We start from the raw sequence: 21,524 nt of genomic DNA on the forward strand, positions 1-21,524 counted from the left end.
AGCCTTGTCGCTCGCAGCCTTAAGGAGACCGAGACAGATGCTGGACATCGCCGAGGAGCTGAACCGGTGGGTCGAGCAGGGCCGTGACTTCGCCGTGGCCACCGTGGTGGCCGTCGGCGGCAGCGCGCCCCGCCAGCCGGGCGCCGCGCTCGCGGTGGACGCCGAGGGCACGGCGATCGGCTCGGTCTCCGGCGGCTGCGTGGAGGGCGCGGTCTACGAGCTGTGCGAGCAGGCGCTGCGGCACGGCGAAACCGTCCTGGAGCGCTTCGGATACAGCGACGACGACGCCTTCGCCGTGGGCCTGACCTGCGGTGGCGTCATCGACATCCTGGTCACCCCGGTCCGGGCCGGCGATCCGGTCCGCCCGGTGGTCGCCTCCGCGCTCACCGCCGCCGCGTCCGGGGAGGCGACGGCGGTGGCGCGGATCGTGTCGGGTCCGCGCGAACTGACGGGCCGGGCCCTGCTGGTCCGCCCCGACGGCTCCTGCGACGGCGGCTTCGGCGGCCACCCGGAACTGGACCGCACGGTCGCCGCCGAGGCGGGTGCCTTCCTGGACGCCGGCCGCACCGGCACCCTGGAGATCGGAGAGCAGGGCTCACGCTGCGGAGCACCGCTCACGGTCCTGGTCGAGTCATCCGTCCCCCCGCCCCGGATGATCGTCTTCGGCGCGATCGACTTCGCCTCCGCCCTGGTCCGCGTCGGCACGTTCCTCGGTTACCACGTCACGGTGTGCGACGCGCGCCCCGTCTTCGCGACCCGGGCGCGCTTCCCGGAGGCCGACGAGATCGTCGTCGAGTGGCCCCACCGCTACCTGGAGCGCACGGACGTCGACGCCCGCACGGTCCTGTGCGTCCTCACCCACGACGCCAAGTTCGACGTGCCCCTGCTGAAGCTGGCGCTGCGGCTGCCGGTGGCGTACGTCGGTGCGATGGGCTCCCGGCGCACCCACCTGGACCGCAACGCACGCCTGCGCGAAGTGGGCGTCACCGAGCTGGAGCTGAGCCGGCTGCACTCCCCGATCGGCCTGGACCTCGGGGCCCGTACGCCCGAGGAGACGGCCCTGTCGATCGCGTCGGAGATCGTCGCCGCCCGGCGCGGCGGCAGCGGGGTCTCGCTGACCGGGGCCCACACGCCGATCCACCACGAGCCGGAGTCGAAGGCGGCGGGGCGGACCGGGTCGGTGGCCTGAGGCGCTGTCAGGCCGAGCGTGCTGCCGCTTCCAGGAGCGAGAAGGGTTCCGCCTCCGGGAGCGCGGTGACGGAGGTGAGGGACAGTCCGGCGGCCTCGCACAGGTCCGCGAAGTCCGCCCGGGTGCGCTCCTTGCGGCCCACGTTCACCAGCATGTCGAGGTCGCTGAGATACGTGCCCCCGTCACCGTCGGTCCCGACGGCCTCGGGCAGCACCGGTTCCACGACCAGGCCCCGTCCGCCGGGCGGCAGTACGGCACGGCAGCGGCGCAGGGTCGTCACCGCCCGGTCGTCCGGCCAGTCGTGCAGGACGCTCTTCATCAGGTAGAGCTCCGAGCCCTCGGGCACCGACCGGAGGAAGTCCGGCGACCAGGCAACAGCGGTCCGTGAGCCCGTGCCGCCGCAGGTGGTCCGGAGCCTGGGCGAAGCTGCTCGCTCGTGTCGTGGACGACACCCGAGAGGCCGGGAAACGCGGCGAGTACGCCGGCCAGGAGCGTGCTCGCCGGATACGGCTGGGGGCACCTCCCGGCCGGAGGCAGGGGGAGAGTTCACCGGCCGCACCAACCGCGCCCTCATGCACGGGCACCTCTGGTCACCCCCGCACTTCTCCGCATCGGGCGGCCGAGCACCGTGGGCGATCGTCCGCCGGTGCATCGAGCGGCGAAATCATCCGCTCAAAGTGCACGTCAGAGCAGCGTTGAGATGCATTCATCCCGCGTGAACGCCGGAAACTTTCACGCAAGGTCACGGGCAATCGCGTATGCCCCCCAAGGTCGCCGACGCGGCCGCTCCCGTCCTGGACGAAAGTTCCGCCCCGGCGGCCGCCGGGGCGTCACGGACGTCTGAGCAAACGGTTGAGCGCGCGGCCGAACACGTACCGCGCCGAGGGCCGCAGTGCGCCGTCGAAGAGCGAGGGCAGCAGCCGGATCCGGATCTCCTCCCGCCAGACCACACGGGTACGCCCCCCGGGCCCCGGCCGCACCTCCAGCTCCGCCCAGCCGAGCACCACTCGCCCACGCTTCACCAGGCGGCACATCCCCGGCGTCCCGTCCTGCGGCGGCTGCCACACCGTGACCTCCATCGGGTCGTCGAAGGCCAGCGCCCCGACACCCGAGCGGGCCACGACCACCGTGCCCACGCGGGTGGGCTCGGGCGGATCCACCCTGACCGCCGTCAACGGCACCACCTCACCGTGCCGCGGCCACAGCGTGATCCGCCGCCACGCCTCGTCGAGGGGCAGCGGGACCGTCCGTTCGAGCAGGATGTTCACCACGGCACGATCGTAGGGAACTCGCGGAGAGTTGTCGGTACACCTTCCCCGGCTCCGCCTTCCCGGGTGCCGGCAACTGCGGCACCGTCACGAACACATAGCCCCGTTCCTTGAGCGCGTCGATGATCCCCGGTACGGCAGGCACCGGCCGTCGTAGATGTCGTGCAGCAGGATGATCCCGTCCCGGGAGGACTGGGCGAGGACGCGGCGGGTGATCAGGTCCGAGTCGGTCGTCCTCACCGGCCGGCGCCCGACCCCGATGCGCCCGCCGCAGCGCCGCCGACGACACCGTTTCCTTCATCTTCTTGGTCGGAGAAGGCATGCCGGGACTGCGCACTTTGTGTATACATCCGGTTTATAGTGTTCTGACTCCTCGCCTGGCTACTCGCACCGACGCGCAAGTGAAAGCCAGTGGAAGGAAAGTCCCGTGAGCGGACGTGCCTGGCGCCGGGCCCTGGTGACCGGCGGCGCCGGATTCGTGGGGTGCCATCTGTGCACACGGCTGCTCGACGCCGGCACGGAGGTGGTGTGCCTGGACAACCTGGCCACCGGCTCCCGCGCCAACGTGGTCGACCTGGAGCGACGGCCCGGCTTCCGCTTCGTGCGCGGTGACGCCACCGACCCGGAGGCATGGCAGGCGCTGCCCGGCCGGTTCGACCTCGTCCTGCACTTCGCGTGTCCCGCCTCGCCCGCCGACTACCTGCGGCTGCCGCTGGAGACCCTCGACATCGGCAGCACCGGCACCCGCCTCGCACTGGAACGGGCCCACGCCGACGGCGCCCGGTTCGTCCTCGCCTCCACCTCCGAGGTCTACGGCGACCCGCTGGAGCACCCCCAGCACGAGGGCTACTGGGGCAACGTCAACCCGATCGGCCCGCGCAGCGTCTACGACGAGTCCAAGCGCTTCGCGGAGGCCCTGGTCACCGCCCACCGCGGGGCGCACGGCACCGACACCGCCATCGTCCGCATCTTCAACACCTACGGCCCCCGCATGCGCACCGGCGACGGCCGCGCCGTCCCCGCCTTCATCGCACAGGCCCTGGACGGCATGCCCCTGACCGTCGCCGGCGACGGCGGCCAGACGCGCTCGCTGTGCTACGTCGACGACACCGTCGACGGCGTGCTCGCCCTGGCCGCCTCCGCCGAGACCGGGCCCGTGAACATCGGCGGCGGCGACGAGATCACGATGCTGGAGCTGGCCCGCCGGATCGTCGAGATCACCGGCTCCGCCTCCCGGATCCGGTTCGTGGACCGCCCCGTCGACGACCCCGCCCGGCGCCGCCCCGACACCCGGCTGGCCCGGGAACGGCTCGGCTGGCAGCCCCGCGTCGGCTGGAGCGAGGGGCTCGAGCGGACCATTGGCTGGTTCTCACGCTCCGTGGCCGCCTGAGTGCGGTAACGGGGCGGTGTTTTCGCATCACATGCGGTGAAAAGTCAGTCCATCGGGCAGTGAGTTGCCTCCAAGTGTTTGAGACAACCGCAGCCGCGGCACCCGCCGAGACGCCGGAGTACGCCACACAGCTCGGGACGGAGCACATGCGCATCCTTGGTATCAACGCCCTGTTCCACGACCCGGCCGCAGCCCTCGTCGTCGACGGCCACACGGTGGCGGCCGCCGAGGAGGAGCGCTTCAGCCGGCGCAAACACGGCAAGCGCCCGCTGCCGTTCTCCGCGTGGGAACTGCCCGAGCTGTCCGCCCGCTGGTGCCTGGAGCAGGCGGGCATACGCCCCGGCGACCTGGACGCCGTCACCTACTCCTTCGACCCGAAGCTCGCCCGGCCCGCCCGCGACATGGGCCTGAACGACCCCTGGGACCCGCTCCGCCTGGAGTACGCCCGCCGCGCCCCCGAGTTCCTCGCCGAGGCCCTGCCCGGCCTCGACCCCGAACGGGTCGTCTTCCTCCCTCACCACATCGCGCACGCCGCCTCCGCCGGGCCCGCCTCCCCGCACCCCGACAGCGCCGTCCTCGTCCTGGACGGCCGCGGCGAGGCCGCCTCCCACCTGGCCGGCCGCTATCGCGACGGCAAGCTCGACACCCTCGCCACCCAGGCGCTGCCCGACTCCCTCGGCCTGGTTTACGAGGAGCTCACCGAACACCTCGGCTTCCTGCGCAGCAGCGACGAGTACAAGGTGATGGCCCTCGCCTCCTACGGCACCCCGCGCTTCCTGCCGCAGCTGCGGCAGTACGTCCACCCCACCGGCCACGGCGGTTTTCGCGCCCACGGCGTCGACTGGCCGGCCTTCGCCCCGCCCCGCGCCAAGGGCGAACCCTGGAACCAGGACCACGCCGACCTCGCCGCGAGCACCCAGGCCGTCCTGGAGGAGGTCCTGCTGGAGCTCGTGCACTGGCTGCACCGCGAGGCCGGGGGCGAGGCGCTCACGATGGCCGGGGGCGTCGCCCTCAACTGCGTCGCCAACTCGAAGATCGCGGCCAAGGGCCCGTACCGGGACGTGTGGGTGCAGCCCGCCGCCGGGGACGCCGGCACCGCGCTCGGCGGGGCGCTGCACCTCGCTGCGACGGAGAGCGGACAGCCCGACCCCATGCCCGGCGCCGACCTCGGCCGCGGCTGGAGCGACGACGAACTGCGCGCCTGGCTCGACACGGCGGCGATCCCGTACGAGAAGCACGACGACATCGCCGAGACCGTGGCCGAGGAACTGGCCCGGGACGGGGTGGTCGCCTGGTTCCAGGGCCGCAGCGAGTACGGGCCGCGCGCCCTCGGGCACCGCTCCCTGCTCGCCCACCCCGGCCGCGCCGAGAACCTGGAACGCCTCAACCACGTCAAGGGCCGCGAGGAGTTCCGGCCCGTCGCCCCGATGGTCCTCGCCGACCGCGCCGCCGACCTGTTCTCCGGCGGCCCGCTGCCCAGCCCGTACATGCTGTTCGTGCACGACGTCGCCCAGGAGTGGCGACAGCGCGTCCCGGCCGTCGTGCACGTCGACGGCACCGCCCGCATCCAGACCGTCGAGCAACGGCGAGAACCGCTGGTGGCGCGGATGCTGCGGGCCTTCGAGCGGCGCACCGGACTGCCCGTGGTCGTCAACACCAGCCTCAACACCGCCGGGCGGCCCATGGTGGACGACCCGCGCGACGCCCTGGAGTGCTTCGGCTCCGCGCCCGTCGACCTACTGGCCATCGGGCCGTACGCGGTCCGCCGCGGGCGGGCGTTCGACGCGGGGAGGGCAGCGGCATGACCACGTACGCCGTCGTCATCCCCACCCTCGTGCGGGACACCCTCGCCGACTGTCTCGCCGCGCTCGCCGCCGCGACCGGGCCGCGCCCCGAGCAGATCGTCCTCGTCGACGACCGGCCCGAGCCCGAACCCGGAACACTGGAGCACCCGTTGACCGTCCTCGGTGACCTGCGGGAGCGCACCACCGTGCTCAGCGGCGGCGGACGCGGGCCCGCCACGGCCCGCAACACCGGGCTGCGGGCCGTGACCGCGCCCTGGACCGTGTTCCTCGACGACGACGTCCAGGTCGGGCCCCACTGGGCCGTCCAACTGGCCGAGGACCTCGCCGAGGCGTCCCCCGACATCGCGGGCGTCCAGGGCGTCATCGCCGTCCCGCTGCCCGGCGAACGCCGCCCCACCGACTGGGAACGCGGCACCGCGGGACTCGCCCGCGCCCACTGGATCACCGCCGACATGGCCTACCGCACCGAGGCGCTCAAGCAGGTCGGCGGCTTCGACGAACGCTTCCGGCGCGCCTTCCGCGAGGACGCCGACCTCGCGCTGCGCCTCCTCGACGCGGGCTGGCGCATCCGGCAGGGCCGCCGCACCACCCGCCACCCCGTGCGACCCGCCTCCCGCTGGGTGTCCGTGCGCCAGCAGCGCGGCAACGCCGACGACGCCCTCATGCGGCATCTGCACGGACCCGACTGGTGGGACAAGGCGGTCGCGCCGCGCGGCCGGATCCGCAAGCACGCGGCGATCACCACCGCGGGCGTCGCCGCGTGCGCCCTCGCCGCCACGGGACACGGCCGGGCCGCCGCGGCCTGCGCGCTCGGCTGGGCGGCCGGCACGGCGGAGTTCGCCCGGGCCCGCATCGTGCCCGGCCCGCGCACCCGCGACGAGGTGACGACGATGCTGGCGACCAGCGTGCTCATCCCGCCCGCCGCGACCTGGCACCGGCTGACCGGCGCCCTGCGCCACCGCCATGCCCCCTCCTGGCAGGAGGTGGCACGATGAGCCCGGTCAAGGCCGTGCTGTTCGACCGCGACGGCACCCTCGTCCACGACGTCCCCTACAACTCCGACCCTGACCGCGTACGCCCCGTCGAGGGCGCCCACGAGGCGCTCGCCCTGCTGCGCGAACGCGCCATCCGCACCGGCGTCGTCACCAACCAGTCCGGCGTCGCGCGCGGACTGCTCACCGACGCCGACGTCCGCCGCGTCAACCACCGCGTCGACGAACTCCTCGGCCCCTTCGAGGTGTTCGCCGTCTGCCCGCACGGCCCCGACGACGGCTGCCATTGCCGCAAACCCCAGCCCGGCATGGTGCTGTGGGCGGCCGGGCGGATCTGCACCAACCCCGCCGACCTCGTGGTCATCGGCGACATCGGCGCCGACGTGGAGGCCGCCCGCCGCGCCGGCGCCCGCGGCATCCTCGTCCCCACCGCGCAGACCCGGCCCGAGGAGACCGCCGACGCGGACCATGTCGCCCCGGACCTGCTGACCGCCGTCCGCGCCGTACTGGACGGACCGCCGAGGGGCCGCGTCCTCGCCGACGAACGCCCGATCCAGGAGGCCTACGCGGCCGGCCCGGGGCAGGGGAGGGACACGTGAAGGCACTCGTCACCCGTCTCGACAGCTTCGGCGACGTCCTGCTCGCCGGACCCGCGATCCGCGCGGTCGCCGCCCGCGCCGACACCGTCACCCTGCTGTGCGGACCGCGCGGCGCGCCCGCCGCCCGGCTGCTGCCGGGTGTCGACGACATCCTCGTGTGGGACGCGCCCTGGGTGGGCTTCACGCCCCCGCCCGTCGGCCGCGGCGAGGTCGAGCTGCTCCTCGACACCATCGACGCCGACACCGCACTCGTCCTCACGTCCTTCCACCAGTCGCCCCTGCCGACCGCCCTGCTGCTGCGCCTGGCCGGCGTGGACTTCATCGCCGCCGACAGCGAGGACTTCCCGGGTTCCCTCCTCGACGTACGCCACCACCGCGCCCCGCACGCCCACGAGGTCGAGGCCGCGCTGGACCTCGCCGAGGCCGCCGGGTTCCCGCCGCCCGACGACGGCCGGCCCGAGTGCTCCCGCCGCCCGCCACCACCGGGCTCACCGGCCCGGAGCCGTACGTCGTCCTGCACCCCGGCGCCAGCGTCCCCGCCCGCGCCTGGAGCCCCGTGCGGTGCGCCGAGGTGGCGCGGGAACTGACCGCCGCCGGGCACCGCGTGGTGGTCACCGGCGGCGCGGGCGAGAGCGACCTGACCGCGTACGTCGCCGGCTCGCACGCCCTCGACCTGGGCGGCCGCACCGGGTCCGCGGAACTGGCCGGCGTACTCGCGGGCGCCGACGCCGTCGTCACCGGCAACACCGGACCCGCCCACCTCGCCGCCGCTGTCGGCACCCCGGTCGTGTCCCTGTTCGCCCCGGTCGTCCCCGCCGAGCGCTGGCGGCCGTACGGCGTCCCGTACGTGCTGCTCGGCGACCAGGACGCCCCGTGCGCGGACAGCAGGGCGCGGGAATGCCCCGTGCCCGGCCATCCCTGCCTGGACACCGTCACCGCGCACGACGTCGTGAACGCCGTCGAGAAGCTGATGGGGGAGGCCGCATGAGGATCCTGCTCTGGCACGTGCACGGGTCGTGGACCACCGCCTTCGTGCAGGGCCCGCACACCTACGTCGTCCCCGTCACCCCCGACCGGGGCCCGGACGGGCTCGGCCGCGCCCGCACCTGGGACTGGCCCGACTCGGTCGTCGAAGTGCCGCCGGAGCGGCTGCGGGACGAGGAGATCGACATCGTCGTGCTGCAACGCCCGCACGAACTCGCCCTGGTCGACCGGTGGCTGGGCCGCCGCCCGCCGCTGGTGTACCTGGAGCACAACGCCCCGCACGGTGACGTGCCCGACACCCGCCACCCCGCCGCCGACATCCCCGGCGTCACGCTCGTCCACGTCACGCACTTCAACCGGCTGATGTGGGACGCCGGCCCGGCGCCCAGCACCGTCATCGAGCACGGCATCGTCGACCCCGGCCCGCTGTGGACCGGGGAGCTGAAACGCGCCGCCGTCGCCGTCAACGAGCCGCTGCGGCGCGGCCGTACCACCGGCACCGACCTGCTGCCGCACTTCGCCGAAGCGGCCCCGCTGGACGTCTTCGGCATGGGCACCGAGGGCCTCGCGGACCGGCTCGGCGTCCCCGCCGACCGCTGCCGCTCCCACGAACTCACCCAGGCCGAACTCCACTCGGCCATGGCGCGGCGACGCGTGTACGTCCACCCCGTCCGCTGGACCTCCCTCGGCCTGTCCCTGCTGGAGGCGATGCACCTCGGCATGCCCGTCGTCGCGCTCGCCACCACCGAGGTCACCGAGGCCGTACCGCCCGGCGCCGGAGTGGTCTCCAACCGGATCGACGAACTGACCCGCGCCGTATGGGACTTCATCGCCGACCCGCTGCACGCGCGCATGGCCGGCGAGGGAGCACGGGCGGCGGCCCTCGCCCGCTACGGGCTGTCCCGCTTCCTGGACGACTGGGAGCGGCTGCTGAAGGAGGTGGCCCGATGAGGATCGCCATGGTGTCCGAGCACGCGAGCCCCCTCGCCGCGCTCGGCGGCGTCGACGCAGGCGGCCAGAACGTGTACGTGGCCCGCCTGAGCGAGGAACTGGCCCGGCGCGGCCACGACGTGACGGTCTACACCCGCCGCGATGCGGCCGAGCTGCCCGACCGGGTGCCGCTGCCCGGCGGCGCCGTCGTCGAGCACGTACCCGCAGGACCGGCCGAGCCCGTCCCCAAGGACGAACTGGTCCCGTACATGCCCGGCTTCGGCGCCTGGCTGGCGCGCGCCTGGGCCCACCAGCGGCCGGACGTGGCGCACGCCCACTTCTGGATGTCCGGCATGGCCTCCCGGATCGGCGCCCACCCGCACGGCGTGCCCGTCGTGCAGACCTTCCACGCCCTCGGCACCGTCAAGCGCCGCCACCAGGGCCGGCGCGACACCAGCCCGCCCGAACGCGTCGGCATCGAACGGCAGATCGGCCGCGGCTGCGCCCGCGTCCTGGCCACCTGCGCCGACGAGGTGCACGAACTGGCCGAACTCGGCGTGCCGCGCCGGCAGGTGTCCGTGGTGCCCTGCGGGGTGGACGCCGAGCACTTCCGGCCCGGGGTACGGCCCGACGGCGTCCCGGCACGCCGTGAGCGGCACCGGCTGCTCGCCTGCGGCCGGCTCGTCCCGCGCAAGGGCTACGACCAGGCCGTACGGGCCCTCGCCCGGATCCCGGACGCCGAACTCCTCATCGCGGGCGGCCCCGCCGCCGACCGGATCGCCGACGACCCCGAGGCCCGGCGGCTGCGGCGGCTCGCGCGCAGCGCCGGCGTGGCCGACCGGGTGCGGCTGCTCGGCGCGGTCGACCCGGCCGGCATGCCCGCCCTGATCGGCAGCGCGGACCTGGTGCTGTGCACGCCGGTCTACGAGCCGTTCGGCATCGTGCCGCTGGAGGCGATGGCCTGCGGCGTGCCCGTCGTCGCCACCGACGTCGGCGGCCACCGCGACAGTGTCGCCGAGGGCACCACGGGCCGGCTCGTCCCGCCGCAGGACCCCGACTCGGTCGCCGCCGCCGTACGCGAACTCCTCACCGACGACGCGCTGCGCCGCCACTACGGCGGCGCCGGCCGCGACCGCGTCCTCGCCCACTACACCTGGCGGCGCGTCGCCGACGGCGTGGAGCAGGTCCACCGCCGGGTCCTCGCCGGACACGCACAGCAGAAGGAGGTGGCGTGATGACCGTGCACCCGCCCGTCACCGGGCACTGCGACGAACTGCAGGCCGCCCTGACCGCGTTCCGCGCCTCGGCACCCATCACCCAGCGGTGGGGCGAGAACCTGGCGGCCGTGCTCACGGGCGGCGGCCGGCTGCTGGCCGCGGGCAACGGCGGCAGCGCGGCCCAGGCCCAGCACCTGACCGCCGAACTCGTCGGCCGCTACCGCGACGACCGTCCGCCGTTCTCCGCGCTCGCCCTGCACGCCGACACCTCCAGCACCACCGCCATCGCCAACGACTACGGCGTGGACGAGGTGTTCGCCCGCCAGGTCCGCGCCCACGGCCGGCCCGGCGACGTCCTGATGCTGCTGTCCACCAGCGGCGCCAGCGCCAACCTGCTGTCCGCCGCGGACGCCGCCCGCGCGGCCGGGGCGCGGGTGTGGGCCCTCACCGGCCCCGCGCCCAACCCGCTGATGGCGGGCAGCGACGAGTCCCTGTGCGTCGAGGCCCCGACGGGGGCCACCGTGCAGGAACTCCACCTGGTGGCGGTGCACATGGTGTGCGCGGCGTTCGACGCGGCGGTGGAGAACGGGAGCTGGCACAGGCGCGACGGCGACGGCCGGTGGCGTGAGGAGTACGGCCGGTGGCGTGACGCCAGCGGTGGTCGGCACGTCGGGGACGACGGCCGGCGGGGCCGCGACGGCCGGTGGCGTGACGGCGACGGCAGGAGGTGACATGAACGGCAAGGCACCGCTGGTCGTGGTCGGTGACGCGCTGCTGGACCGGGACGTGACCGGGCGCGCCGAACGGCTCGCGCCCGACGCGCCCGTGCCGGTCGTCGACGACTGCGGGGAGCGGACCCGGCCCGGTGGCGCGGCACTCGCCGCCTACCTCGCGGCCCGCGACGGCCGTGACGTCACACTGGTGGCGGGAGTGGGCGACGACCCGGCCAGCCGCGCGCTGCGCCGCCTCCTGGAGCCCTGGCTCACCCTTGTCCCGCTGCCCCTGACCGGCCCCCTGTCCGAGAAGACCCGCGTCCTCGCGCAGGACCGTCCGGTGGTCCGTCTGGACCGCGGCGCGGGCCGCACCCGCGAGGCCACGGACGCCGCCCGCGATGCCGTCCGCTCCGCGCCCGCCGTCCTGGTCTCCGACTACGGCCGCGGCACCGCCGACGCCCTCCGTGACGTCCTCGCCGCCCGCCCGCCGCTGGTCTGGGACCCGCACCCGCGCGGCGGCGCGCCCGTGCCCGGCACCCGGCTGGTGACGCCGGCCGAGAAGGAGGCCCACGGCCTCGCCCCGCAGGACGCAACCGCGCGCCGGGATTTGCACGCCGCCGCCCACAGCGCCGCCGCCCTGGTACGGCACTGGCGGGCCGCCGCCGTCGCGGTCACCCTCGGCGCCCGCGGCGCCCTGCTGTCCTACGGGGAGCACCCGCTGCTCGTCCCCGCGCCCGCCGCACACCCCGGCGACAGCTGCGGGGCCGGGGACCGGTTCGCCGCGACGGCGGCGGGGCTGCTCGCCGACGGTGACCTGGTCGCCGAGGCCGTCGAGGGTGCCGTCGCGGCCGCGACCGGTTTCGTCGCGGCGGGCGGAGCGGCCGCCGTACCGAGTGCGGACGCCGCACCGGCACCGCCGCCCGACGATGACGACCCGTACGCCCTGGCCGCCCGGGTCCGCGCCGCCCACGGCACGGTCGTCGCCGCCGGCGGCTGCTTCGACCTGCTGCACGCCGGACACGTCGGCCTGCTCCAGGCCGCCCGGCGGCTCGGCGACTGCCTCGTGGTGTGCGTCAACTCGGACGACTCGGTCCGGCGCCGCAAGGGCGGTGGCCGCCCGGTCAACCCGCTGGCCGACCGTGCCCGGGTCCTGCGCGCGCTGGCCTGCGTCGACGCGGTGGCCGTCTTCGAGGAGGACACCCCCGAGCGGCTCCTGGCCGACCTGCGCCCCGACGTCTGGGTCAAGGGCGGCGACTACGCGGCCGCCGACCTCCCGGAAGCCGCCCTCCTCCAGGAGTGGGGCGGCCAGGCGGTCCTCCTGCCCTATCTCGACGGCCGTTCCTCGACGGCCCTGATGGAACGGGCGGCGGAAGGAGCACGATGACGCACCCGATGAGCCCGGCCGTGGGGGCGGACACCGAGGGCACGCGGCAGTCTGCTGCCATGACACCGGACACGGCACCCGACGCGATGCACCCCCGTCTCCTCGTCCTGCGCGCCCTGGGCCTGGGCGACCTCCTCGCCGGTGTCCCCGCGCTGCGCGCCCTGCGGCGGGCCTACCCCCGGCACGAGCTGGTACTGGCCGCCCCCGCCGAGCTGGGCCCGGTCGCCGAGGCGACGGGGGTTGTGGACCGGTTGCTGCCCGCCTCCGCGCCGGGGCGGGGCGTGCCGCGCTCGCTCGACTGGACCGGTCCGCCGCCGGACGTCGCCGTCGACCTGCACGGCAACGCACCGCCCAGCCACCGGCTGCTCATGGGGCTGCGCCCGCTGAAGCTGCTCGCCTTCGCGCACCCGGACACGCCCGAGATCGACGGCCCGCCCTGGTACCCGGAGGAACACGAACGCGACCGCTGGTGCCGGCTGCTCCAGTCGTACGGCATCGACGCCGACCCGGGCGACGTGTGCCTGCCCCGCCCGCGCACCGCCTCCCCGGCACCCGGCGCGGTCGTGCTGCACCCCGGCGCCGGGTCGCCCGCCCGCTGCTGGCCCGTCGAGCGGTACGCGACCGTCGCGGACCAGCTGCGCGCCCGGGGCCTCAGGGTCGTCGTGACCGGCGGCGCGGACGAGAGCGATCTCGTGGCCCGGCTCGTCAAGCAGGCCGGCCTGCCCGACACCGACGTGTTCGGCGGCGGCCTCCCCTTCGGCAGGCTGTCCGCCCTCGTCGCCGACGCGTACGCCGTGATCAGCGGCGACACCGGCATCGCCCACCTCGCGGTCGCTCACGCCACGCGCTCCGTCACCCTCTTCGGCCCGGTCGCACCGAGCCGCTGGGGCCCGCCGCCCAGCCCGCGCCACCGCGCGCTGTGGTACGGCCCGGAGGGCGACCCGCACGGCCGCCGTCCCGATCCCGCGCTGCTGCGCATCACCCCGGACGACGTCCTGCGCGCGGTCGACGAGCTGCCCGGCACCCGACACCCGTGAGGGGCACCCGCACGATGACCATCCCGCTTCCGGACGCCACGGCCGTCGGCATCGTCATCGCCACCCGCAACCGCTCCGCCGCCCTCGCCGAGGCCCTGCGCCACCTCGTCGCCCTCCCCGAACGACCCCAGATCGTCGTCGCGGACAACGCCTCCACCGACGACACGCGCGCCGTGCCCGCCCGCGACTTCCCACACGTCCGCGTCCTGGCGCTGCCGTTCAACCACGGCGCCCTGGCGCGCAACTAGGGTGCCCGTGCCCTGGACACCCCCTACGTGGCGTTCAGCGACGACGACTCCTGGTGGGCGCCCGGCGCCCTGACCAGGGCCGCCCGCCTGTTCGAGAAACATCCGCGGCTCGGCCTCATCGCCGCCCGCACCCTCGTCGGCTCCGCCGCGGACCCCGACCCGCTCAACGAGGTGCTCGCCGGCTCGCCCCTCGGACGGGCCGCCGACCTGCCCGGCACCCAGGTCCTGGGATTCCTCGCCTGCGCCTCCGTCGTCCGCCGCAGCGCCTATCTCGACGCGGGCGGCTTCCACCGGCTGCTGTTCTTCGGCGGTGAGGAGACCCTCCTCGCCTACGACATGGCCGCCCGCGGCTGGGGCGTCACCCACTGCCCGGACATCGTCGCCCACCACCACCCGGCGCCCCCGCCCCGCACCGGCCGCCCGGTCGTCCAGCGCCGCAACGAACTCCTCACCGCCTGGCTGCGCCGCCCTGTGCCCTACGCGCTCGCCACGCCGGACCGTGAGCCTGGCCCGCACGGTGCCGCGCGACACCGCGTCCCTGCGCGCCTTCGCCGAGGCGGCGGCCGCCCTCCCCTGGATCCTGCGCGAACGCCGCGTCCTGCCCCACGAGGCCGAGTCCCGCCTGCGCCTGCTGGAACCGGCCCAGCGCGCCTCGAAGGCCCGCCGCTACACGGGCTGAACCCGCACCGGCCGGTGCGGGTCCGGTCGCCGGGTCAGCGGTGGACGCTCAGCTCCCGCACCACCGGCACATCAGCCGGAACACGGCGAACAGCGTCGGCGGCCACGTGACGGCGAACGCCCAGATCACCCCCGGCTCGGAGGTGACCATCCCGGCCACCATCAGCCCGACCGACACCGCGAGCAGGACCGCCACGGTCCAGACGCGGGGGCGGTAGGAGCCGAGGCGGTCCAGGAGGCGGGCGGGGTCGGGACGGCGGCTCAGGCGCAGGGTGCGCAGCCGGCGGTCGAGGCGGCGGTCTCGGCGCAGCGCGCGTTCCATCTCGTCGAGGATGCGCTGCTCGTTCTCGGGAAGTCGGCCGATGGACACGCGCTTTCTCCTTCCGGGCGGCCGGACCGTCTTGCGTCCCGAGGGGGACGTGCGGCGGAGGACTACAGCGGGGATGTACAAGCGGGTGCCCCGTGAGGTCCCGCAGCTAACCGGGGACCGGCCGTGCCAGCGCCTCGACGAGCCGGTCCGCGCTGTCCGGCACGGTGCCCTCGCGGAACCCGTCCCGGATCTGCCGTGCGGTCACCCGGCCGCCGGTCAGACACCAGTCCCACCAGCGGTCCAACTGCCGCACGTCCAGCCGCTCGGCGGGCACCAGCGCGGGCCAGCCGCAGGCCCGTGCCTGCGCGGTCATCTTCGCGCCGCCTTCCACCGGGTCGACGGCCAGCACCGGGGTGCCGACCCGCAGCGCGATGACCAGCCCGTGCAGCCGGTCGGTGACGACGAGATCCAGCCGGGCCAGCACGGACTGGAGCTGCGCGGGCGTGGCACTGAGATGCCAGTCGTGCGTGTCGAGCCGCGTCTCCAGCTCCAGCCGTCCGCAGTCCTTCCCGGCCAGCCAGCGCGTCACCTCCTCGGCGACCTGCCCGTGCCGCCGCAGCTCCCCGTACTCGTGCTGCCCGTGCGTGAGGATCACCCCGACGACCGGCCGGGCGGGCGCGTCCGGGGCGCGGGCCGCGAGGTCCTCCACCGGCTCGCTGTCCGGCGCGTCCCGCGGCAGCACCCGGTGGAAGCCGGTCACGGCCGGGCTGGCGGGGTCGATCACCGAGGTGCCGACGGCGATCCGCACACAGTGCGCGAACCGCCGGTGCAGCTCCTCGATCTGCGGCCCGTGCAGCGGGCCGCACACGAACACCAGGTGGGAGTAGTCTTCGGGCCACAGCCGGTCCAGATGCAGTGCCTCCGGACGGAAGCCGGGACTCCAGGCGACGTCATAAGGGATGCCCGTGCCCCGCATCACGTCCTCGACCCGGCGCAGGGCGAGCACGTCCCCGGCGGTCGCCTCCCCGTCCCGGAAGCTGAACCACCCGGTCAGCAGAACCCTGCGCGGTCGCATGCCGTCTTGTGTGTGCACACGCCCTGAGTGCCCGCCCACCGGGAAGACAATCAGGGCATTACGGGCAACCACTCCATGGTCACTGGGCGTAGAAGGTGGCGTCCTCCCGGTCGGTCGCCGTGCTCACCGACTGTACGTTCAGCAGGTACTCCCAGTGGCGGACGTATCGCCCCGGGTAGTTGTACGACTCGTACGAGACGCCCGCCGGGTCGGCCAGCCCGGCGCGCCGGTGGAAGGCGGCGTCGGAGGCGAACTGCGCGCTGCCGTCGTTCCTCTCCAGCCACACCTCGAAGTTCTTGTGCCGCAGGTAGTAACCGGGGAAGTTCGCCGACTCCAGCGAGACCGTGCCGCTGCCGGCCAGTCCGGGCACGATGCGGAACTGCGAGTCGGCGAGCTTGGTGACGTTCGCCTCGATCCGGGCCCGGTAGTCGTAGTGGCGGATGAACCGGTCCGGGACGTTGTACGAGGAGAAGCGCTGCGGGGTGACCCCGTCGGCCACGGGGATGCCGAAGTTCGGGGTGCCGTCGGCGTTCCAGTAGACCTTCTGCACACGGGTGCGGCGGTTGGGGTCGTTGAGCGGGTCGCCGCTGATGTCCTTGTAGCTGCGGTCGTGGTAGACGAGGATGTCGCTCTTTCCGTCCTCGGAGACGGTGAAGGAGTTGTGGCCCGGACCGTACTGGCTGGTCGCGGCGCTGCTGGCGAACACCGGGGTGGTGCTCTTGCTCCAGGACGCCTGGCTGAGCAGGTTCGCGCTCGCGGAGGCGGTGAGCATGCCCAGGCAGTAGTTGCTGTCGGTGGCGCTGGCGGAGTACGTCATGAACACCTTGCCGCCGCGCTGGATGACCGCCGGGCCCTCGTTGACCTTGTAGCCGACGGTCTCCCAGGAGTAGGTGGGCCGCGACAGCATCACCGGAGTGCCGGTGATCGTCCAGGGGTTGGCCATCCTCGCGAGGTAGATGTCGGTGTTGTTGTTCACGGACGGGTCGCGCTGCGCCCAGGCCAGGTAGCGCACGCCGTTCACGACGAAGGTCGTTGCGTCCAGGGAGAAGCTCTCCCACTGGGTCCTGATCTGCCCCTTCTCGGTCCAGGTGGCGGTGAGCGGGTTGGCGCCCGTGCCTTCCAGGACGTACATGCGGATCGCCCATATGTCGTTCGTGGCGCCCGCCGCGAAGTACACGTACCACTTGCCGTCGATGAAGTGGATCTCCGGCGCCCAGATGTGGGCGCCCATCACGCCGCTCGTGTGCTTGGTCCAGATGGTCGTCTCGGGGGCCGACTTCAGCCCCTGGATGGTCGTCGCGCGACGCAGCACGATGCGGTCGTACTCGGGGACGGTCGCGGTGAAGTAGTAGTAGCCGTCGCTGTGCTTGAAGATGTGCGGGTCGGCCCGCTTCTCCGCGATCGGGTTGGTGTACGTGACGCCGGGGGAGTCGGGCACGGCGGCCTGCGCGGGCGCGCCGGTTCCGACGAGGCAGGCCGCGAGGGCGACGAGGACGGCCAGGAGCAGCCGCAGCGCATTGCGTCTCTTGCGTCTCAAGGGAGTTCTCCGGATCAGAGGGGGAGCGATCAGGTGGTGGGGACGAGCTTCCACTGCTGGCAGTTGTTGTTCAGCCAGGTCCACTGCCGTACGTCGGTCCCGTTCGCCGTGCCGCAGTCGGCCACGTCGGCGACCTTGCCGGTGCTCTCGTTGACGATCCGGACGTGATCACCGCTCGCGGTGAACACCAGCCGGAAGCGCTGGCACTTGTTGTTCAGCCAGGACCACTGCCGCAGGTCGGCGCCGTCGGCGGCGGAGCACTCGGCGGTGTCCAGCACCTTGCCGGTGGCCACGTTGACCAGCCGGCTCGTGTCGTCGCCGAGGTCCTCGACCTTCCACTTCTGGTTGGCGCCACCGGTGCAGCTCCACTGGAAGACGTTCGTGCCGTCGGCGCTGCTGCCGCCCGCCACGTCCAGGCACTTGCCGCTGTTGCGGTTGACGAGGGCGTACGACGTCGGGGTCGCGGCCGTCTCCCCGGACGGGCCGGGGCGGGTGCTGCCGAGGGCGACCGGCGTACCGAAGTCCGGAGTGCCGTCGGCGTTCCAGGTGAACTCCTGGGCGCGGGTGGTGCGGGCGTTGCCGCAGCCGCCGTTCGCCGAGGAGTTGGCGTGGTAGACGATCCAGTTCTCGGTGCCGTCGGGCGAGGAGAAGAAGCCGTTGTGCCCGGGGCCGTACACACCGGCCGCGTCGTCGCGCTGGAAGACCGGGGTCTGCTTCTTCGTCCAGGACGCAGGGTTCAGCGGGTCGGCGCCGGTGAGTTCCAGGAGCCCGAGCTTGTAGTCGGCCGTCTGGCAGGAACTCGCGCTGTACGTCAGGAAGGTGCGGCCGTTCCGGTAGAGCGGCTCGGGCGCCTCGTTGACGGGGGACCCGGACCGCTCCCAGCTCAGCGTCGGGCTGGAGACGACGGTGAAGGTGCTGCTCGCCAGGGTGTACGGATTGCTCATCGGCGCGATGACCAGGCTCTGCGTACCGCCGTTCACGAAGCCGCTGCCGACGAGGTACAGCCGCCCGTTCGCCTGGAGCACGCTCGCGTCGATCAGCCAGCCGCCCGGCGTGAGGTTCGACCCCGTCAGTGACCCCTTGTAGGCGTAGGGGCCCATCGGGTCGGAGCCGGCGCTCTCCAGGACATGGGTGCGCTGCGAGTCGCAGCAGGCCACGCCGCTTCGGCCGGCGGAGTAGTAGAGGTACCAGCGGCCGTTCAGGAAGTGGATCTCCGGTGCCCAGACGTTGGTGTCGCGGGTCGCGGTGGTGTCCGACCACACCTGGACGCTGGGCGCCGTGGCGAGCCCGGCCAGCGTCGGCGACTTCCGCATCGCGAGGACGCCGGTGAACGTCGTGGTGATCAGGTAGTAGTCGCCGTCGTGGTACGTCAGCCAGGGGTCGGCGCCCTTGGCCGACTTGAGCGGATTGGTGTAGGGGCGCCCGTCCGCCGCGGACGCCGGCGGCGTCGCCCCCGCGAGGGCGAGGAGCAGGGCGAGCACGCAGACGAGCAGGGGACCGCGGCGCCTGGCCGCAGGGGGAGTCCGGAGCATACGGGCCGCCTCTGTCCGAGTCTGAGTCCGTTATTTCGAACGCAGTTCGTGAATTCGATCAGAAGATAAGTGGGCCTCTTACCTCCGTCAACGGTTTGCGCAGGCGTGATGCGCGAGGCGGGGCGGGTCGGTCATCGACGTGAAAACCATGTTCATCTAGCATGGTGTGCCGACGAACACGCCGGTCGAGCAATGGAGTCCAGTGGTGGGCGAAGCGGAGGAGAGCCCGGCCGTGGAGCGCATCCGCACACCGGGACTGCGCAGTACGTGGCAGCGCCGGGCCGTGCTCGACACACTGGGGCGCTGCCACGAGTTCGTCTCCGCGCAGGAACTGCACGCCCTGCTGGCCGACTCCGGCAGCACCGTCGGGCTCACCACCGTCTACCGCACCCTGCGCGAGCTGGACCGTGCCGGGTTGGTCGACGTCGTACGCGACGAGGGCGGCGAGCGGCTCTACCTGGGGCGGCCTGCCGGCGAGCACCGCCACTACCTCATCTGCCGCCGCTGCGGCCGCAGCCGGCCCGTGGACGCGGAGGCCGTCGAGGAGTGGGCCGCCCGGCTCGCCGAGACCACGGGCTTCACGGAGCTCGAGCACACCCTCGAACTGAGCGGCGTCTGCGGCCCCTGCGGGCGCGGGCCTGCAACGGCGGCCTGCCCGCCGCCCCGCCCGGCCGGCCGGTCAGCCGGCGAAGCGGGCCGTGCCCGTCAGGACGCGTACGTCGAGGTCGGTGACCGAGTCCGCGGTGAGCCGGGCGGTGAACTCGGCGCGCACCCGCTCGACGGCGGCCGGTGACAGCCCGTCCAGCATCCGGCGCGCCCCGCTGCCGGTGGCCAGCGCCCAGCCGGTCTCCGGGGACAGCGGGGCGTCGAACCGCCGCTGGACGACGCGGGGTTCACTCCCGCCCAGGTCCGTCAGCCAGGCCGCGAGGGTGTCGGCGGTGTCGATCCGGGCCAGTTGCTCCATCTGCGGCGGGCTGGGGAGGTCTCGCTCCGTCAGGACCGCGCCCCGCAGCGCCGCCTGCCAGCCGCCGAGCGCGCCCTTCTCCCAGACCGTCACGACGAACCGGCCCTCAGGGCTCAGCATCCGCGTCAGCGCGGCGGAGTCCCGGTCCATGTCCGGGAAGAAGAACACGCCGAGTCCGCACTGCACGACGTCGTAGCCCGGGACGGGCACGGGCCACGAGGTGACCTCGTGGCGGTGGAAGCGGATGTTCGCCAGGCCCTCCTCGCGCGCCCGGCGCTCCCCGATCGCCAGCAGCCCGTCCGCGAGATCCACGGCGTCCACCCGGCCCGCCGCCCCCACGGCCCGCGCGGCCGGCAGCGCGGACGCCCCGGCCCCGCAGCAGGCGTCCAGCACCGACTCGCCTTCGGCCAGGGCGGCCACGTCCGCCGTCGCCTCACCGACCGGGTCCCACAGCACCCGGGACCAGTTGTGGAACTCCTCCGCTCCCGCGCTGAAGACATCCCCGACGGTGTTCCGTCCCGTGGTCATACGCAACCGCCCCCTCGTTTTCGGCCGAGTCTAGGTTCGGGGCGTCCGGGGAGCACGGCGATTTCCGTCAGCGCGAAGGCCGTTGAGGCAGCTGCTCAAGTTCGCTGTGTGGGGCCGGAGGCGGGGCGGTGGTGGTCCGGGGGATCACATGGGTGGGCAGCACGACGTGCCGTTCGCGGTCCCCGCCGGGGTCGTTGACGAGCGCCAGCGCGAGCGCGCCGGCCTCCCGGCCGATGGCCGGGGGCGACTGGGCCACCGTGGTCAGATCGAACCACTGGGCCAGCGGCTGGTCGTCGAAGCCGACGACGGACACCTGCCCGGGCACCTCGACGCGTGTCGCGCGCAGGGTCCAGATCACGGCGACGGCCACCTCGTCCTGCTCGGCGAAGACGGCGGTGGGCGGCTCGCGCAGGCTCAGCAGCCTGCCGACCGCCTCGGCGGCGCCCCGCTTGTCTCCCGCCGCCGTGGCGACCACGAGATCGTCGTCCAGGGGCAGGCCCGCCTCGGTCAGCGCCTGCCGGTAACCGACCAGCCGCTCCTGGGAGCTGAAGGAGAAACCACCGGTGCCCACCGTCCGTACGTAGGCGATCCGGCGGTGGCCGAGGTTGAGCAGATGCCGGGTGCCGCGCAGCGCGCCGGCCACGTCGTCGACGTAGACGCTCGGGCGTCCGTCGACGTGCTGGCTGACGTACACGACCGGCATGCCGAGGCTGTCCAGCCGGGCGGTCTCCTCCTCGGTGAGGTCGAAGGAGAACACCAGCAGCGCGTCCGCGTTGCGCCGCGCGGGGAGACGCTCGAAGAACGCCGTGCGCTCGGCCATGCCCGGGATCACATAGACCGTCAGTTCCATGCCGGCCGCCCGCAGGACGAGGGCGAGACCCGACAGGGCCGCGCCCACGAACCACGAACTGAGCGTGGGCACGAGCACCGCGACGTTGCACGTCCTGCCCGTCACAAGGCTGGCGGCATGCCGTGAGACCGCGAAGTTCAGCTCGCGGGCGGCCCGTTCGACGCGGGCGCGGACCTCCGGCGAGACGGTGGACAGGCCGCGCAAGGTGCGCGAGACCGTGGAGGTGGAGACCCCGGCCCGTTCGGCGACGTCAGCCATCGTGGGGTGCCGCTGACCTGGTGGCATGCGCCGGAC

18 protein-coding genes and 4 pseudogenes are annotated in these 21,524 nt (G+C 74.0%); 13 read left to right on the forward strand and 9 right to left on the reverse strand.

Going from position 1 to position 21,524, the window contains the following annotated elements; genetic code table 11:
- The first annotated feature begins 37 nt into the window (after positions 1–37).
- A complete protein-coding gene (locus V8690_RS34255; protein ID WP_338783952.1) occupies positions 38–1,189 on the forward strand; it encodes an XdhC/CoxI family protein in 1,152 nt (383 codons plus the stop codon).
- A gap of 7 nt (positions 1,190–1,196) precedes the next feature.
- Here V8690_RS34255 and V8690_RS34260 read toward each other — a convergent pair.
- The 3 genes and pseudogenes from V8690_RS34260 to V8690_RS34270 all read right to left on the reverse strand — a co-directional run.
- A pseudogene (locus tag V8690_RS34260) lies at positions 1,197–1,684 on the reverse strand (methyltransferase); the annotation flags it as partial.
- A 335-nt stretch (positions 1,685–2,019) separates the two neighbouring features.
- Positions 2,020–2,460: an SRPBCC family protein gene (locus V8690_RS34265; protein WP_338783953.1), complete on the reverse strand. Its 441-nt coding sequence runs from the start codon at positions 2,458–2,460 to the stop codon at positions 2,020–2,022.
- A 31-nt stretch (positions 2,461–2,491) separates the two neighbouring features.
- A pseudogene (locus V8690_RS34270) lies at positions 2,492–2,694 on the reverse strand (polysaccharide deacetylase family protein); the annotation flags it as partial.
- Positions 2,695–2,884: 190 nt separating this feature from the next.
- Here V8690_RS34270 and V8690_RS34275 point away from each other — a divergent pair.
- The 11 genes and pseudogenes from V8690_RS34275 to V8690_RS34325 all read left to right on the forward strand — a co-directional run bounded on the left by V8690_RS34275 (position 2,885) and on the right by V8690_RS34325 (position 14,435).
- Positions 2,885–3,847, forward strand: coding sequence for an NAD-dependent epimerase/dehydratase family protein (locus V8690_RS34275; protein WP_338783954.1), 963 nt, complete (start codon positions 2,885–2,887; stop codon positions 3,845–3,847).
- 146 nt (positions 3,848–3,993) lie between these two features.
- Positions 3,994–5,652 (forward strand): carbamoyltransferase C-terminal domain-containing protein, encoded by a 1,659-nt coding sequence (locus V8690_RS34280; protein ID WP_338783956.1) that lies wholly within the window; start codon positions 3,994–3,996, stop codon positions 5,650–5,652.
- On the forward strand, positions 5,649–6,647 hold the full coding sequence (locus V8690_RS34285; protein ID WP_338783957.1) for a glycosyltransferase: 999 nt from the start codon (positions 5,649–5,651) through the stop codon (positions 6,645–6,647). Before V8690_RS34280 ends, V8690_RS34285 begins: the two co-directional genes overlap by 4 nt.
- Entirely contained in the window at positions 6,644–7,243 is a 600-nt protein-coding gene (locus V8690_RS34290) for an HAD-IIIA family hydrolase (RefSeq protein WP_338783958.1), read from the forward strand. Before V8690_RS34285 ends, V8690_RS34290 begins: the two co-directional genes overlap by 4 nt.
- Positions 7,240–8,231: pseudogene (locus tag V8690_RS34295) on the forward strand (glycosyltransferase family 9 protein). Before V8690_RS34290 ends, V8690_RS34295 begins: the two are co-directional and overlap by 4 nt.
- Positions 8,228–9,178, forward strand: a complete 951-nt coding sequence (locus V8690_RS34300) for a glycosyltransferase (protein ID WP_338783959.1) — start codon at positions 8,228–8,230, stop codon at positions 9,176–9,178. The pseudogene V8690_RS34295 and the gene V8690_RS34300 overlap by 4 nt, the downstream one beginning before the upstream one ends.
- Entirely contained in the window at positions 9,175–10,392 is a 1,218-nt protein-coding gene (locus tag V8690_RS34305; RefSeq protein ID WP_338783960.1) for a glycosyltransferase, read from the forward strand. The genes V8690_RS34300 and V8690_RS34305 overlap by 4 nt, the downstream gene beginning before the upstream one ends.
- A complete protein-coding gene (locus V8690_RS34310; RefSeq protein ID WP_338783961.1) occupies positions 10,392–11,105 on the forward strand; it encodes an SIS domain-containing protein in 714 nt (237 codons plus the stop codon). The genes V8690_RS34305 and V8690_RS34310 overlap by 1 nt, the downstream gene beginning before the upstream one ends.
- A 1-nt stretch (position 11,106) precedes the next feature.
- A complete protein-coding gene (gene rfaE2, locus V8690_RS34315) occupies positions 11,107–12,471 on the forward strand; it encodes a D-glycero-beta-D-manno-heptose 1-phosphate adenylyltransferase (RefSeq protein WP_338783962.1) in 1,365 nt (454 codons plus the stop codon).
- A gap of 59 nt (positions 12,472–12,530) precedes the next feature.
- Complete coding sequence (locus tag V8690_RS34320; RefSeq protein WP_338785547.1) at positions 12,531–13,508, forward strand: glycosyltransferase family 9 protein; 978 nt, start codon at positions 12,531–12,533, stop codon at positions 13,506–13,508.
- Between the two features lie 14 nt (positions 13,509–13,522).
- Positions 13,523–14,435, forward strand: a pseudogene (locus tag V8690_RS34325) (glycosyltransferase).
- Positions 14,436–14,483: 48 nt separating this feature from the next.
- On the opposite strand, the gene V8690_RS34330 reads toward V8690_RS34325, so the two are convergent.
- From V8690_RS34330 to V8690_RS34345, 4 genes are all read right to left on the reverse strand, one after another.
- Positions 14,484–14,804 carry a DUF3040 domain-containing protein gene (locus V8690_RS34330; RefSeq protein WP_338783963.1) on the reverse strand — a complete coding sequence of 107 codons (321 nt, stop codon included), beginning with the start codon at positions 14,802–14,804 and terminating at the stop codon, positions 14,484–14,486.
- A gap of 106 nt (positions 14,805–14,910) precedes the next feature.
- Positions 14,911–15,819: a polysaccharide pyruvyl transferase family protein gene (locus V8690_RS34335; RefSeq protein WP_338783964.1), complete on the reverse strand. Its 909-nt coding sequence runs from the start codon at positions 15,817–15,819 to the stop codon at positions 14,911–14,913.
- A gap of 79 nt (positions 15,820–15,898) precedes the next feature.
- Entirely contained in the window at positions 15,899–17,320 is a 1,422-nt protein-coding gene (locus V8690_RS34340; RefSeq protein ID WP_338785548.1) for a family 43 glycosylhydrolase, read from the reverse strand.
- A 65-nt stretch (positions 17,321–17,385) separates the two neighbouring features.
- Positions 17,386–18,888 (reverse strand): family 43 glycosylhydrolase, encoded by a 1,503-nt coding sequence (locus V8690_RS34345; RefSeq protein ID WP_338783965.1) that lies wholly within the window; start codon positions 18,886–18,888, stop codon positions 17,386–17,388.
- 205 nt (positions 18,889–19,093) lie between these two features.
- On the opposite strand from V8690_RS34345, the gene V8690_RS34350 reads away from it, so the two are divergent.
- Positions 19,094–19,681: a transcriptional repressor gene (locus V8690_RS34350; protein ID WP_338783966.1), complete on the forward strand. Its 588-nt coding sequence runs from the start codon at positions 19,094–19,096 to the stop codon at positions 19,679–19,681.
- Here V8690_RS34350 and V8690_RS34355 read toward each other — a convergent pair.
- Both V8690_RS34355 and V8690_RS34360 read right to left on the reverse strand, forming a co-directional pair.
- Positions 19,568–20,380, reverse strand: coding sequence for a class I SAM-dependent methyltransferase (locus tag V8690_RS34355; RefSeq protein ID WP_338783967.1), 813 nt, complete (start codon positions 20,378–20,380; stop codon positions 19,568–19,570). The two genes, V8690_RS34350 and V8690_RS34355, sit on opposite strands and share 114 nt — an antisense overlap.
- Positions 20,381–20,447: 67 nt before the next feature.
- Entirely contained in the window at positions 20,448–21,488 is a 1,041-nt protein-coding gene (locus V8690_RS34360; RefSeq protein ID WP_338785549.1) for a LacI family DNA-binding transcriptional regulator, read from the reverse strand.
- Between the last annotated feature and the right edge of the window lie 36 nt (positions 21,489–21,524).

The organism is Streptomyces sp. DG1A-41 (genome assembly GCF_037055355.1).
In the GTDB taxonomy this organism is placed as follows: Bacteria; Actinomycetota; Actinomycetes; order Streptomycetales; family Streptomycetaceae; genus Streptomyces.